Source organism: Janthinobacterium glycogeni (assembly GCF_051380725.1).
Classification (GTDB): Bacteria; Pseudomonadota; Gammaproteobacteria; order Burkholderiales; family Burkholderiaceae_D; genus Janthinobacterium.
The window spans coordinates 77703-91704 of record NZ_JBNYXP010000014.1 but is presented as its reverse complement, the minus strand read 5'-3'; the positions used below and the strand labels follow the sequence as shown (position 1 = coordinate 91704).

Sequence of the window (14002 nt, the reverse complement as noted above, 5' to 3'; positions counted from 1 at the left end):
ACCTGCTATTTTAACCGATTCCCTGCCTATTTAATAAGCACTATTTTTTTGGATCAGTGCGTCAGAGTGAGGATGGAGCCCTTAACCCAGCTCGTCCATCGCGGGCGCGCTCAGGTGCTCGATATTTCCCCAGTGCACCAAATGCAACTTGCCGTCCGCATACGAGAAGCGGTTGACGCTGGCATTTTTGACCTGGAAGTCGCGCGGACTGTCGAGCGTCATGCCGACCGCCTCGCGGTAAGCGCACTCGAGCACGCCGCCGTGGGCCACGATGGCGATCGTCTGGCCGTCATAGCGTTCGGCCCAGCGGGCGATGGCGCCATTCGCGCGTGCGTAAAACTGGCGAAAGCTCTCCGCATCGCGCTCGCCCGACGGCATCACGGCGTCGATCTGGCGCGATTGCCATTGCGCATACTCGTGCGGATAGCGCGCGGCGATGTCCGCATACAACAAGCCTTCGAACGCGCCATAGCAGCGCTCGCGCAGCAAGGGGTCCGTCTGCACAGGCAAGTCTTTCACGTCGGCCACGGCTTGCGCCGTCTGCTGCGCGCGCTGCAGATCGCTGGCGAGGATGGCGGCCAGCGGTTCATCGGCCAGCGCCTGCCCCAGTGCGGCCGCTTGCGCCAGGCCCGCCTCGTTCAGGGCGATGTCGATATGGCCCTGCAGGCGGCGGCCCGCATTCCAGGCCGTTTCGCCATGGCGTATCAATAAAATCGTGGTGCTCATGCGTTATTTCTTCAGGGTAAGTGCCAACTCGGGATTGAGCGAATAGGCGACGACGAGCTGGGCTTCGTCGAGGATGTGGCCGTAGAGCGCGGCATGGGCTTGCTGCCCCGTGAAACGCTCGGGCAAGATCAATTGCGGCACGTCGAGCGCATACAGGCGGAAAATGTAATGATGGATGCGCTCGTCATTCCACGGCGGGCACGGGCCATCGTAGCCGTAATAGTCGCCAGCCATGTCCGGGTCGGCGGCAAACCAGCCCGTGTAGTCGTTGATGCCCTGGCGCAGCCCAGTAGCGGTCCCGGCGGCCTTGCCGCGCGGCGTGATGCCGCTGGAAAATTCACCGGCGGCAATCGAACGCATGGCCGGCGGCAAGTCGAGCAAGCTCCAATGATAAAAGTCGCCGCGCAGCGCCGTCAGCGGCAGGGACTGGTCGTCGCGGTTGGCCAGGCCGGCGTCCTGCGGCGCATCGGGGTCGATGCAGAACAGGGCCAGCGACTCGGTGCCGTTGGGCACCTCGTCCCAGGCCAGATGGGGATTGCGGTTGCCGGCGAGGCGCACGCGGCTGGCCGGATCGATCTCGGCAAAGGCATACTCGGCCGGCATCAGGCCGCCATCACGAAACGTCTCGCTCCACAATTTCATCACTTGCTCCTTCTATCGTTATTGTTTGGTGCTGACCTGCAACCAGAAGGTGACGGGGCCGTCGTTCGTCAGCGACACCTGCATGTCGGCGCCGAACTGCCCCGTTTGCACGGTCGCATGGCGGCTGCGCGCCTGGTCCACGAAATGCGTGAACAGGCGCAAGCCGTCCTGCGGCGCGGCCGCCGGCGTGAACGACGGGCGCGTGCCGGACTTGGTGTCGGCCGCCAAGGTGAACTGGGGCACCAGCAGCAAGCCGCCGGCCACGTCCGTCACGCTGCGGTTCATCTTGCCGGCGTCATCGGCAAACACGCGATAGCCGAGCAGTTTGGTCAGCAAGGCGTCCGCTTCCTTTTCCGTATCGCCGCGCTCGGCGCACACGAGTACTATCAGGCCGGCGTCGATGGCGCCGACGGTGGCGCCGCCGACGTCGACTTTCGCCTGCGTGACGCGCTGCAGCAGCGCGATCATGCCGTCAGGGTGACGCGCGCGAAACTGCGCTTGCCAACTTGCAAGACGAATTCGCCGGCCGCCACTTGCAAGCCCTTGTCGCTGATGACGGTGCCGTCGATGCGCACGCCGCCCTGGTCGATCTTGCGCATGGCTTCCGACGTCGATGGGCACAGGCCAGCCTGTTTCAGCAGTTGCGGGATGCCCAGCGGCGCGCCGGCCAGGGTCACGGCCGGGATATCGTCGGGAATGCCGCCCTTCGAGCGGTTGACGAAGTCGGCCAGCGCATCTTCGGCCGCCTGCTGCGAATGGAAGCGGGCGACGATTTCTTGCGCCAGAGCAACTTTGGCATCGCGCGGATTGCGGCCCTCCTCGACTTCGCGCTTCAGCTGCGCCAGTTCGGCGATCGAGCGCCACGACAGCAGCTCGTAGTAGCGCCACATCATGACGTCGGAAATGCTCATCAGCTTGGCGAACATGGTGTTGCCCGGTTCCGTGATGCCGATGTAGTTATTCTTCGACTTGGACATTTTTTCCACGCCATCCAAACCTTCCAGCAGCGGCATGGTCAAAATACACTGCTGCTCCTGTCCGTACTGCTTTTGCAGTTCGCGGCCCACCAGCAGGTTGAACTTCTGGTCCGTGCCGCCCAGTTCCAGGTCCGACTTCAGGGCCACCGAGTCATAGCCCTGCATCAGCGGGTACAGGAATTCGTGTACGGAAATAGGAATGCCGCCCTGGAAGCGCTTGGTGAAGTCGTCGCGCTCGATCATGCGCGCCACCGTGTAATGGGAAGCGAGCTGGATGATGCCGCGCGCGCCCAGCGGATCGCACCACTCGGAGTTATAGCGGATTTCGGTCTTGCTGGCATCCAACACTAAAGATGCTTGCGCGAAATACGTCATCGCGTTAATCTCGATCTGTTCGCGGGTCAAAGGCGGGCGCGTGACGTTGCGGCCCGAAGGGTCGCCGATCATGGAAGTAAAATCGCCGATGAGGAAAATGACTTGATGGCCGAGGTTTTGCAGCTGGCGCATCTTGTTCAGCACGACAGTATGGCCCAGATGCAAGTCGGGTGCGGTCGGGTCCAGGCCCAGTTTGATGCGCAGTGGAACACCGGTTTTCTCGGAGCGCGCTAATTTTTGCGCAAATTCGCTTTCGATCAAGAGTTCGTCGACGCCACGCTTGGTAATCGCGAGGGCTTCTTGTACTCTGTCCGACAGTGGAAGCGCGGTCTGAGCGGCGTTAGCCTTTGTAGGCGATGCGGTGGTGTTGATTTCCATAAAATTTGACTGTAGATCTCAAAATGGTAGTAGGTTTGCGGAGTTTGCTATAATGCTCGATCCCATCAATCTTGCCGTATGAAAACGAATCAAAATAACAATAACAAAGAGCGCTAGTTCAGGTATCGTTCAAGGGCAAATTTTAACTGATTGCATGAACCCTATACATAAAATCACAGGCTCACGCTTGTACACACAGCTGACGACGACACGCAAGGCGCGCATTATTGGCGCCTCCGCAGTGCTGCTCGCCGTGGCCGCCTTCGGCGCGGTCGCTGTGTCGCCCATGGCGCCCGACGCATCCGACCTGCCGGTCACGTCCATCGCCCAGAACCTGGAAATGCCGGATCTCGCCTCGCAAATTTCCGCGATGGAACAGGTAGACCAGAATTTCACCCACGAAGAAAAAGTCCGCGCCGGCGATACCCTCGCCACCCTGCTGACCCGTCTCGGCGTGGATGATCCGGCGGCCGCCAATTTCATCAAGACCGACAAGATCGCGCGCGGCGTGATGTTGCTGAAATCGGGCAAGCGCGTGCAAGCGCAAACGACCGAAAACGGCGATCTCAACTGGATGCGCGCCACCCTCGTCGATGGCACCGACAAATCGGTCAAGAACATCCTGATCACCCGCAAGGGCGACAAGTTCGTGGCCACGGAAGTGGCAGCCCAGCTGGAGCGCCGCGTTGAAATGCACGCGCGCAAGATTACCTCCACCCTGTTCGCCGCCACCGACTCCAGCCTGGACGGCACCCGCCTGCCAGACTCGATTTCCGCGCAAATCGTGGAAATGTTCTCGACCAATATCGACTTCCGCTCCGACCTGAAACGCGGCGACTCGTTTAATGTTGTCTACGAAACATTCTGGCAAGACGGCGAATTTGTCCGAGCGGGCCGCATCCTGGCCGGTGAATTCACCAACCGCGGCACGACTTACCAGTCCGTTTGGTTCGAAGACCCAGCCAGCAAGCAAGGCGGCGGTTACTACAGTTTCGACGGCAAGTCCCTCAAAAAAGCCTTCCTGAAATCCCCCCTCGAATTCTCCCGCATCTCGTCCGGCTTCTCCATGCGCGTGCACCCGATTTCCGGCAACTGGAAAGCACACAAGGGCATCGATTTCGCTGCAGCAACGGGCACCCCTATCCGCGCTTCGGGCGACGGCGTGGTCGACTCCGTCGGCACCCAAAACGGTTATGGCAATGTTGTTGTCCTGAAACACTGGGCCAACTACAGCACCGCCTACGCCCACATGAGCCGCTTCGCTTCAGGCCTGAAAAAAGGTCAAAAAGTGAGCCAGGGCGATGTGATCGGCTACGTCGGCACCACCGGCTGGTCGACGGGCGCCCACTTGCACTATGAATTCCGCGTCGGCGGCGTGGCACAAGATCCAAGCAAGCTGAACGTACAAGCCCAGGCGCCATTGACGGCCGCCGAGCTGAGCCGCTTCCGCATGGTCTCCGCCGACATGATGCACCGCTTCACCCTGCTGCGTCCGAACGACACAGCACTGGCGTCGCGCTAAGCAACACTGCCTTCGGGCAACCTATAAAGGCACCGCCCATGCATTGGCCGGTGCCTTTGTTTTTTTCCCGCGTGCTTTTGCGTCCGGCACAAATGCGGCACAATGCACTTCTTCACTGACGCATTCAAGGAAATCCCCATGCTGTATATCGGTTTGATGTCGGGCACCAGCCTGGACGGTGTCGATGGCGCGCTGGTCGACTTTTCCGACGACGGCGGCACGCGCAGCCTGGGCGACGCCTACATTCCCTTTCCCGCCAGCCTGCGCGACGACCTGATGGCCTTGCAAAGTGCCGGCCAGAATGAAATCGAACGCGAAGCGCTGGCGGCCAATCAACTCGTGCGCCACTACGCCGACTGCGTCGCCATGCTTTTAGGCAACGCGGGCATCGGCGCGGACGCCATCGCCGCCATCGGCGCGCATGGCCAGACCATCCGCCACCGCCCCGAACTGGGCTTTACGCGCCAGCTGAACAACCCAGCCCTGCTGGCGGAACTGACGGGCATCGACGTGATCGCCGACTTGCGCAGCCGCGACGTGGCGGCCGGCGGCCAGGGTGCGCCGCTGGTGCCCGCTTTTCACCAGGCCATTTTCAATTTGCCCGGCCACACGCGCGTGCTGGCCAATATCGGCGGCATCGGCAATATCAGCGTGCTGCACGCGGACGGCACGGTGACGGGCTACGACACGGGTCCCGGCAATGCGCTGATGGATGGCTGGGCCTTGCAACACCTGGGTCAGCCCTACGACGCCAACGGCGCCTGGGCCGCCACGGGCCAAGTCTTGCCCGCCCTGCTGGCGGAGTTGCTCAATGAAACCTATTTTGACTTGCCTGCACCGAAAAGCACGGGACGCGACCTGTTCCATGCCGACTGGCTGAGCGCCAAGCTGGCCAGGCATCCGGGCGCCCAGCCTGCCGACGTGCAGGCGACCTTGACGCAGCTGACGGCCGCCAGTCTGGCGCACGCGATCCTGCGCGACGGCGCGCAGGCGGAAACCGTATATGTGTGTGGCGGGGGAGCGCAGAACGCCAGCCTGATGGCGGCCCTGGCCGCTGAATTGCCGGGCATGGCGGTGGCGTCGACGGCAGCGCTGGGCGTGGCGCCCAGCCAGGTCGAAGCCTTGGCGTTCGCCTGGCTGGCCTGGCGTTTTAACCAGCGCAAGCCGGGCAACTTGCCGGCCGTAACGGGTGCGCAGGGCTTACGCGTACTGGGCGCGCTGTACCCGCGCTGAGCAGATGTAGAAACACAAATAGCGGATCATCGATCCGCTATTTTCTTGCTTGCTCAGTTTAGTGCTTAAACGGAGAAAGACGAACCGCAACCGCAGGTGGACGTCGCGGTAGGGTTTTTAATCACGAACTGCGCGCCTTCCAGGTCATCCTTGTAGTCGATTTCCGCGCCGACCAGGTACTGGTAGCTCATGGAATCGATCAACAGCTGGACGCCGTTCTTGACCATGGTGGTGTCATCTTCATTGACGATTTCGTCGAAGGTGAAACCGTACTGGAAGCCGGAACAGCCGCCGCCCTGCACGAAGACACGCAATTTCAGGTCGGGATTGCCTTCTTCTTCGATCAGCTGCGCGACTTTTTCAGCGGCGCTATCGGTAAAGATAATTGGGGAAGGGATCACATCTTGCATTTCAGCGACGGCATTCATATCAGGCACTCCTCAGAAAACATTTAGTCATTATAGACTGTTGGCGCAACTCGCGCTGCGGCCGCCGCTGACACGGCTGGCCGGTGTTGTTCCTGCTCACATTTCCGATACGGCCAGGTGCAGCACGGGGTCGGCGCTGTCGTGACGGCTGAGCTTGCCTTGCACCAGGGCGCCGCTATGCATTTCCAGCACCTTGTAGTAGACCTCTCCTACAATGCGGGCTTTTGGTTGAATTTCAAGCATTTCGGACACATACACGGGGCCATTGATCTCGCCGCTGACAACCAGGCTCGAGCAGCGCACCTCGCCATCGATGCGGCCCGCCTCGCCCAGCACTATATGCGTAGGTTCGCCCGCCTCGCCCGTGACGTTGCCGCGCACATGGCCATCGATGCGCAGGCCGCCGCAAAACAGCAAGTCGCCCTCGATCCGCGTGGAAGCGCCGATCAGGGTGTCGATGGGATTTTTCGCGTTGCGCTCGAACATGAACGTCATCCTGTGGGGGTAGGTGGCAGTCCAATTTATCACAGGTCCGGCAAAAAGGCGCCGGACCTGCGCAAACGCTTGTGCCTATATTTAAGGCATCACGGCGATGTGTTGCAAACCGGCCGTTTCTTTCAAGCCAAACATCAAGTTCATGCATTGCACGGCCTGACCCGCTGCACCCTTGACCAGGTTGTCCTGCACCACCAGCACGATGACGGTATTGCCGCCTTCGGGGCGGTGCAAGGCCAGGCGCAGCATGTTCGAGCCGCGCGTGAAGCGGGTTTCCGGGTGCGAGCCGAATGGCATCACGTCGACGAAAGGCTCGTCCTTGTATTGCTCTTCGAACAAGGCTTGCAATGCTTCATTGCTGACATCCTTGTTCAGTTGCGCGTACAGGGTCGAATGCATGCCGCGGATCATCGGCACGAGGTGCGGCGTGAAGGTCAGCCCCACTTTGTCATCCGTGAAACGCTGCAGTTGCGCCGTCGTTTCCGGCAGGTGGCGGTGACCGGCCACGCCGTAGGCCTTGAAGCTGTCGCTTGCCTCCGAGAACAGGATGCCGATTTCCGCCTTGCGGCCGGCGCCGGACACGCCCGACTTGCAGTCGGCGATCAAACCGCCCGCATTGACGAGGCCCGCCTTGAGCAGCGGGTAAAAGCCCAGCTGCATGGTGGTCGGATAGCAACCGGGGTTGGCGATCAGCTGGGCTTGCTTGATGTCTTCGCGGTTCAGCTCCGGCAAGCCATACACGGCTTGGTCAATCAGCTCGGGGGCCGTGTGGGGAATCTTGTACCACTGCTCGAACTTGGCCTGGTCTTTCAGGCGGAAGTCGGCGGCCAGGTCGATGACTTTCACGCCGGCGGCCAGCAAGGCTGGAGCTTGAGCCATGGCAACACCATGCGGGGTCGCAAAAAAGACCACGTCGCACTGTTCCAGGTTCGCCTTGTCCGGCGAGGAAAACGCCAGCTTTACGTGGCCGCGCAGGGAAGGATACATGTCAGCAACGGGCAAGCCATCTTCCTTGCGCGAAGTAATCGCCGTCAACTCGACATCTGGATGGGTAGCGAGCAAGCGCAGCAACTCCACGCCCGTGTATCCAGTGCCGCCGACGATGCCAACTTTGATCATGTTCTTTCCTTGTGTATAGATTGCATAAAGATGAAGGGAAACGCGCCCCTTGCGGGTTTTCCGCGTATTTTACAGCGCAACGCCGAGTCACGCTGAAATGCAAAAAAGCCGCGGGACCGAAGTCCAGCGGCTTTTCGACCAGCACCCCGGAAGGTGCTGTAGCGTAGAAATTAACGCTTCGAGAATTGCTTTGCGCGACGTGCTTTGCGCAGACCAACTTTTTTACGCTCGACTTCACGTGCATCGCGGGTCACGAAGCCGGCTTTCGCCAGTTCCGGTTTCAACGCTGCATCGTAGTCGATCAGAGCGCGGGTGATGCCGTGACGAACTGCACCAGCCTGGCCCGACTCACCGCCGCCATGGACGTTGACTTTGATGTCGAAACGCTCGACATTGCCGGTCAGTTCCAGAGGTTGACGGATGACCATCAGACCCGTTTCGCGCGAAAAGTATTCGTTTGCTGGTTTGCCGTTAACAACGATCAAGCCTGTGCCAACTTTGATAAAAACCCGAGCCACTGCACTTTTGCGACGGCCGGTTCCATAATTGTAATTACCGATCATGTCAGTTCCTTAGAGAACAAGTGCTTTAGGTTGCTGAGCAGCGTGCGGATGGGAACCTTCCGCGTACACTTTCAGCTTCTTGATCATTGCGTAGCCGAGTGGGCCTTTAGGCAGCATGCCTTTGACCGCTTTCTCAAGCGCGCGACCTGGAAAACGCTGTTGCATTTTCTGGAAGTTGGTTTCGTAGATGCCGCCTGGATAGCCAGAGTGACGGTAGTAAATTTTCTCAGTAGCTTTGGTACCGGTCACACGCAGTTTGCCTGCGTTGATGACGACGATGAAGTCGCCGGTATCGACGTGAGGAGTAAATTCTGGTTTGTGTTTGCCGCGCAGTCGGAGTGCCACTTCGCTGGCAACACGTCCGAGGACTTTGTCCGTCGCGTCAACCACGAACCAATCGCGCTGGACTTCATGTCCTTTAGCGGAAAATGTTTTCATGTTGACTTCCTAATAGATTACACGCTCAAATGGTGGTTCCGCCGATGTTGCTGTGCGGACTCTGCCTTATTTACTTTTCCTGAGCGAACGGAAAGCCGACAAGTATAAGCGGCTTTGCCCTGCCGCGTCAAGCCGCAATGCAGGCCGGCCGCGGGCTGGCGGCCGGCACATGGATGGGCATTCCTCTATTACAATACAAAACGCTTACAATTTTCGGAGAGTACGATGGAATGCAAAGTCAGCTGGAATGGCCCGTCGGGCATGAGTTTTCGGGCAGAAACCGGTTCCGGCCACCTGGTGACCATGGATGGCGCGCCCGATGGCGGCGGCCACAACCTGGCGCCGCGCCCCATGGAAATGGTCTTGCTGGGCACGGGCGGCTGCACCGCCTATGACGTGGTGCTGATCCTGAAACGCGGGCGCGAAGCCGTCAACGGCTGCGAAGTGACCCTGAAGGCCGAGCGCGCCGAGACCGACCCGAAAGTGTTTACCAAGATCCACTTCCACTTTACGGTACGGGGCAAGGCCCTGAAACCGACGGCCGTGGAACGGGCCGTTTCATTGTCGCATGACAAATATTGCTCGGCGTCGATCATGCTGGCCAAGACGGCCGAGATTACCCATTCCTTCGAGATTATCGAAGAGTAGGTCGGATTTGCGCGCCAGCGCGTAATCCGACAACACCAGTAACGTCAACAATATGTCGGATTACGCGCGGCGTTGCCGCGCTAATCCGACCTACAAGTAATACGCGGTTTTCGTCATCACTTTCCCCATGATGCCCATCAACGCCTTCACGGGCGCCGGGGTGTCGATGGCGCCCAGTCGCTGGGCGGCGGCGCCGTGTTCCACTTCGTCGATGGCCATCTGCTTGACGATGGCGCGCGACTTGGCGTCCTGCGGCGGCAATTCCTGCAGGTGGCTGGCCAGGTGCGCTTCCACCTGGCGTTCCGTTTCCACCACAAAACCCAGGCTGCGGCCGTCGCCCATGCGCGCGGCGATGGTGCCCAGCGCAAACGAACCCGCGTACCACAGGGGATTGAGCAGGCTCAGACGCGAGCCCAGCTCCGTCAGGCGCTGCGCCGTCCAGGCCAGGTGGTCTTCCTCTTCGCGTCCCGCCTCGTCGAACTGGGCGCGGATGGCCGGGCTGTGCGCATAGCGCGCCTGCGAGTTGTACAAGGCTTGCGCGCACACTTCGCCCACATGGTTGACACGCATCAGGCCGGCGCTGTGGCGCTGTTCGGCCGGGCTCAGCTCCGCATCGGGCGCATGCGCGGCCGGCGTGGGGCGCGAGGCCGAGGCCACGCCCGCGATGACGCGCAAGGCCTTGTCGGCGCCAACAATCAAACGATCCAGGGGGGCAAAATGGCGGTTCGCGGTCATCGTGGGCTATTCATGTAAGGGAAAACATGAATTATAGGATGATAGCGGCCAGCCGTCCCCACGCCGTGCGCAGGGCGAACGGGGCTTTATTGACCTGTGCGCGCTTTTTCCTGCTCGATCCAGTCCACCACGGGGCCGACGGCATCAAGCCCGGACAGGCTTTTCGCCACGCCCAGGTTCAGTGAAACCAGGAAAGAAATACTGTCGACGGGGATATCCGGGCAGTGCTGGGCAAACGCAGCGCGAAAACGCTCCGATTGCAGCACGCGCAAGACTTTCTCGCCGCTCATGAATTGCAGCACGCTGGCGATGCTGTGCCCGCCACCTAGCGAGTGGTAAATAAAACGGTTGTACTTCGCGTCGATCTGCTTGAAATCGAGGGTTTCCTCCGTCATCAGGCCGGCCAGGTAGTACAGTCCCAGGCTGACGCGGAAGAAACCGATGGCTTCGGCACTGGTCATGCCGGCGCGCGCCACGGCCAATACCTTGTCCTGCATCGCCTGATCGATCGTTTGCATTGCGCTCTCCCGCGCCGTCCGCCGGCGCCCACCGGGCCAGCTTGCATGAAGATGCTGTTTTTTTCAATAGACCAAACGATATTTCCACCTTGCAAGTTACATTTTTTGCATGCTACTCTCGTTGTTCACCGTTGAATGGATCAAACACATGATAGAGGTCAAGCACCTGGCAAAACGTTTCCGCATGCCGCCCCACAAGGGCAAGGGCGTGCACGTCAGCGATCCGCGCGAACACGAGGGCTGGTTCCACGCCGTGCGCGACGTCAGTTTCAGCTGTGCCCCCGGCGAAGTGCTGGGCTTGCTGGGCCCGAATGGCGCCGGCAAGACGACCACCCTGCGCCTGCTGTCGACGGCCTTGCAGGCGGACGCGGGCAGCGCCCACGTCAATGGCGTCGATGTGCTGCGCCAGCCGCTGGTGGCGCGCCAGAGCATCGGTTTCCTGTCCGGTTCGACAGGCTTGTACGGTCGCCTGACGGCGCGCGAGAACGTGGAATACTTTGGCCGCCTGCATGGCATGCCGGCCGACAAGCTGAAACGCCGCTGCGATGAACTGTTTGCCCTGTTGCACATGGAGGAATACGGCAGCAAGCGGGCCGATCAGTTGTCGACGGGCATGAAACAGAAGTGCGCGATCGCCCGCACCGTCGTGCACGAGCCGCAAGTGGTCATCCTCGACGAGCCGACCACGGGCCTGGACGTGATGTCGGCCAAGATCCTGCTCGACTTCATCGCCAGCTACAAGGCGCTGCGCGTGCCGCTGATCTTTTCCACGCACCACCTGCACGAGGTGGAAAAGCTGTGCGACCGCGTCTGCATCATCAACCGCGGCACCACCGCCTTCAATGGCACGGTCGACGAACTGCGCCACCTGGGCGGCAGTACCGATCTGTACGACGCCTTTGTCAGCGTCATCAACCAGGGAGCCTGAGCCATGTGGACCATTTATCTGAAAGAGTTGCTGGAACTCACGCGCGACCGCAAGACGCTGATTTTCACCATCCTCATTCCCATCTTTGCCATGCCGCTGATCTTTGGCGGCTTCGCTTATGTTTCAAGCAATATGTTCAAGAACGCGAAGACGGCGGAGCTGCGCTACGCGCTGTTCGGCAAGGACCATTCGCCGGGCCTGAGCGCGCGGTTTGCGCAGCAGCACAACCTGCGCGAAGTGCCGCTGGCCAGCGAGGGCGACATCCGCCGCGCCATCGGCGACGACACCATCAAGTTTGCCGTCGTCATCCCGCCGCATTTTGAACAATCGCTGAAGCAGCAGGCGCAAGCCAAGGTGACCCTGCACTACAACAGCGCCAGCTCGGTGGACGTGACGCACCAGCGCGTGCGCGAAATCGTCGACGCCTACAACGCCAGCCTGCGCGAAGGCGCCTTGTCCGCCCTGAACCTGAGCCCTGCCCAGCTGGCCTACGCGCTCAATCCCATCGTGCTCGACAAGCAATCGACGGCCAACGAGCGCGAACAGATGGGCGCCATCATCGGCGGCATGGTGCCGTATCTGCTGCTGATGGTGTGCCTGACGGCAGCCATGTATCCGGCCATCGACCTGGGCGCCGGCGAAAAGGAGCGGGGCACCCTGGAAACCCTGCTGCTGGCGCCCGTGCCGCGCAGCGCCATCGTGCTGGCCAAGTTCCTCGTCCTGTTTACGGTGGGCATGACTTCCGCCGTGCTGATGGTGGGCAGCATGGGCGTCCTGCTGGCCATCTTCGGCAGCTCGCTGGAAGGCCACATGGCCATCCTCGTGCACAGCATCGGCTTGCCCGACCTGGCCATGGTGACCCTGATGCTGGTGCCGACGGCCGCCATTTTCGCCTCGCTGCTGCTGTCGATCTCGATCTATGCGAAGAGCTACAAGGAGGCGGCCGGCATGATCACGCCGTTGATGCTGTTTGTCATCCTGCCCACGGTGACGGCCATGCTGCCCGGCGTCGAGCTGAACTGGATATGGGCCATGGTGCCGCTGACGAACGTGTCGCTGGCCATGAAGGAACTGGTCAAGGGCACCATGGATTACCGCATGTTCGGCGTGATCCTGGCCTCGACGACGGTGATCGCCGGTGCGCTGCTGATGCTGTGCCGCTGGTGGTTTAACCGGGAATCGGTTTTGTTCCGCAACTGACACTTTCATGGCGCGGCCGAAAAGACCAGGACCGGCCCGCCATCCGCCCTCGCCAACTGCACTCTGGGCACGCGAAAATGCCGTGTATCGCATGCAACTGCCCAGTGCGTCCTAAATTCAATACAATGCCAGCATAGAGTAGCCCTGTCGCATCGGGCAGCAACGCATGAGTTAGGAGTTGTATGGAATTGCAGATCCGCAAATTGTCGAAGACCTACGCCAATGGCGTGGTGGCGCTGGACAACGTTTCGCTGACGATACCGCCCGGGATGTTTGGCTTGCTGGGCCCGAATGGCGCCGGCAAGTCGACCCTGATGCGCACCCTGGCCACCCTGCAGGAATGCGATTCCGGCTCCATCTTCTTCGGCGACTACGACGTACTCGACGACAAGGACGAAATCCGCCGCATGCTGGGCTATCTGCCGCAAGACTTCGGCCTGTACCCGAAAGTGACGGCCTACGAGCTGCTCGACCACTTTGCCATGTTAAAAGGCTTGTCGCAGCGGGCGCGCCGGCGCGAAGTCGTCGAAGGGCTGTTGCAGCAAACCAATCTGTTCGACGTGCGCCACCAGCGCCTGGGCGGCTTTTCCGGCGGCATGCGCCAGCGCTTCGGCATCGCGCAAGCCCTGCTGGGCGACCCGAAGCTGATCATCGTCGACGAACCGACGGCCGGCCTCGACCCGCAGGAGCGCGTGCGCTTCCACAATCTGCTGTCCGACATCGGGGAAGACAAGACGGTGATCCTGTCGACGCATATCGTGTCCGACGTGGCGGACCTGTGCGCCAACATGGCCATCATCAACAAGGGCCATTTACTGCTGTGCGGCAAGACCCAGGAACTGATCGACGAAGTCAGCTGCAAGATCTGGGCGCGCTTCGTCGAGAAGAAGGAGCTGGCCAGCTTCCAGCAGCGCCACGCCGTCATTTCCACGCGCCTGCTGTCGGGCCGCACCCTGATCCACGTCTACAGCGACGACGACCCTGGCGACGGCTTCGAGGAAGCCATCGGCGACCTGGAAGACCTGTATTTCGCCACCATTGCCGGGCGCCACCGCGTCGCCCCGCAGTGCGACTGAG

General features: G+C 60.8%; 17 protein-coding genes. 6 read left to right on the top strand and 11 right to left on the bottom strand.

Annotation, left to right across the window (positions count from 1 at the left end; all coding sequences use genetic code 11):
* Positions 1-81: 81 nt before the first annotated feature.
* From ACQ4W4_RS24445 to tyrS, 4 genes are read right to left on the bottom strand one after another with little or no spacing between them, the layout of a single operon-like run.
* A complete protein-coding gene (locus ACQ4W4_RS24445; protein WP_436544149.1) occupies positions 82-726 on the bottom strand; it encodes a histidine phosphatase family protein in 645 nt (214 codons plus the stop codon).
* Between the two features lie 3 nt (positions 727-729).
* Positions 730-1368, bottom strand: coding sequence for a YbhB/YbcL family Raf kinase inhibitor-like protein (locus ACQ4W4_RS24440; protein WP_436544148.1), 639 nt, complete (start codon positions 1366-1368; stop codon positions 730-732).
* 18 nt (positions 1369-1386) lie between these two features.
* Entirely contained in the window at positions 1387-1836 is a 450-nt protein-coding gene (gene dtd, locus ACQ4W4_RS24435) for a D-aminoacyl-tRNA deacylase (RefSeq protein ID WP_436544147.1), read from the bottom strand.
* Positions 1833-3098, bottom strand: coding sequence for a tyrosine--tRNA ligase (gene tyrS, locus ACQ4W4_RS24430; protein ID WP_436544146.1), 1266 nt, complete (start codon positions 3096-3098; stop codon positions 1833-1835). Before tyrS ends, dtd begins: the two co-directional genes overlap by 4 nt.
* 154 nt (positions 3099-3252) lie before the next feature.
* Between tyrS and ACQ4W4_RS24425 the strand changes: the two genes are divergently transcribed.
* Both ACQ4W4_RS24425 and ACQ4W4_RS24420 read left to right on the top strand, forming a co-directional pair.
* Complete coding sequence (locus ACQ4W4_RS24425) at positions 3253-4620, top strand: M23 family metallopeptidase (protein ID WP_436544145.1); 1368 nt, start codon at positions 3253-3255, stop codon at positions 4618-4620.
* Between the two features lie 138 nt (positions 4621-4758).
* The gene (locus ACQ4W4_RS24420; RefSeq protein ID WP_436544144.1) at positions 4759-5853 is read left to right on the top strand and encodes an anhydro-N-acetylmuramic acid kinase; all 1095 of its coding nucleotides are present in this window, start codon (positions 4759-4761) and stop codon (positions 5851-5853) included.
* Positions 5854-5918: 65 nt separating this feature from the next.
* On the opposite strand, the gene erpA is transcribed toward ACQ4W4_RS24420, so the two are convergent.
* The 5 genes from erpA to rplM all read right to left on the bottom strand — a co-directional run bounded on the left by erpA (position 5919) and on the right by rplM (position 8896).
* Positions 5919-6281 carry an iron-sulfur cluster insertion protein ErpA gene (gene erpA / locus ACQ4W4_RS24415; RefSeq protein ID WP_029496047.1) on the bottom strand — a complete coding sequence of 121 codons (363 nt, stop codon included), beginning with the start codon at positions 6279-6281 and terminating at the stop codon, positions 5919-5921.
* Positions 6282-6377: 96 nt separating this feature from the next.
* Positions 6378-6767, bottom strand: a complete 390-nt coding sequence (locus ACQ4W4_RS24410) for a bactofilin family protein (protein WP_070290243.1) — start codon at positions 6765-6767, stop codon at positions 6378-6380.
* Positions 6768-6857: 90 nt separating this feature from the next.
* Complete coding sequence (argC, locus tag ACQ4W4_RS24405) at positions 6858-7895, bottom strand: N-acetyl-gamma-glutamyl-phosphate reductase (RefSeq protein ID WP_436544143.1); 1038 nt, start codon at positions 7893-7895, stop codon at positions 6858-6860.
* Between the two features lie 170 nt (positions 7896-8065).
* A complete protein-coding gene (rpsI, locus tag ACQ4W4_RS24400; protein WP_010393285.1) occupies positions 8066-8458 on the bottom strand; it encodes a 30S ribosomal protein S9 in 393 nt (130 codons plus the stop codon).
* 9 nt (positions 8459-8467) lie between these two features.
* The gene (gene rplM / locus ACQ4W4_RS24395; RefSeq protein WP_010393282.1) at positions 8468-8896 is read right to left on the bottom strand and encodes a 50S ribosomal protein L13; all 429 of its coding nucleotides are present in this window, start codon (positions 8894-8896) and stop codon (positions 8468-8470) included.
* Positions 8897-9121: 225 nt separating this feature from the next.
* Here rplM and ACQ4W4_RS24390 point away from each other — a divergent pair, with 225 nt between their 5' ends.
* On the top strand, positions 9122-9544 hold the full coding sequence (locus ACQ4W4_RS24390; protein WP_436544142.1) for an OsmC family protein: 423 nt from the start codon (positions 9122-9124) through the stop codon (positions 9542-9544).
* Positions 9545-9634: 90 nt separating this feature from the next.
* Here ACQ4W4_RS24390 and coq7 read toward each other — a convergent pair whose 3' ends face one another.
* Together coq7 and ACQ4W4_RS24380 are read right to left on the bottom strand one after the other, a co-directional pair.
* Positions 9635-10279, bottom strand: coding sequence for a 2-polyprenyl-3-methyl-6-methoxy-1,4-benzoquinone monooxygenase (gene coq7, locus ACQ4W4_RS24385; protein WP_436544141.1), 645 nt, complete (start codon positions 10277-10279; stop codon positions 9635-9637).
* A gap of 86 nt (positions 10280-10365) precedes the next feature.
* Positions 10366-10797 (bottom strand): hypothetical protein, encoded by a 432-nt coding sequence (locus tag ACQ4W4_RS24380; protein WP_070312425.1) that lies wholly within the window; start codon positions 10795-10797, stop codon positions 10366-10368.
* Positions 10798-10945: 148 nt separating this feature from the next.
* On the opposite strand from ACQ4W4_RS24380, the gene ACQ4W4_RS24375 reads away from it, so the two are divergent.
* The 3 genes from ACQ4W4_RS24375 (at position 10946) to ACQ4W4_RS24365 (ending at position 14001) form a co-directional block, all read left to right on the top strand.
* Positions 10946-11725 carry an ABC transporter ATP-binding protein gene (locus tag ACQ4W4_RS24375; protein ID WP_436544140.1) on the top strand — a complete coding sequence of 260 codons (780 nt, stop codon included), beginning with the start codon at positions 10946-10948 and terminating at the stop codon, positions 11723-11725.
* Positions 11726-11728: 3 nt separating this feature from the next.
* Positions 11729-12925, top strand: coding sequence for an ABC transporter permease (locus ACQ4W4_RS24370; RefSeq protein ID WP_436544139.1), 1197 nt, complete (start codon positions 11729-11731; stop codon positions 12923-12925).
* Between the two features lie 182 nt (positions 12926-13107).
* Entirely contained in the window at positions 13108-14001 is an 894-nt protein-coding gene (locus tag ACQ4W4_RS24365) for an ABC transporter ATP-binding protein (protein WP_436544138.1), read from the top strand.
* Position 14002: the final 1 nt, after the last annotated feature.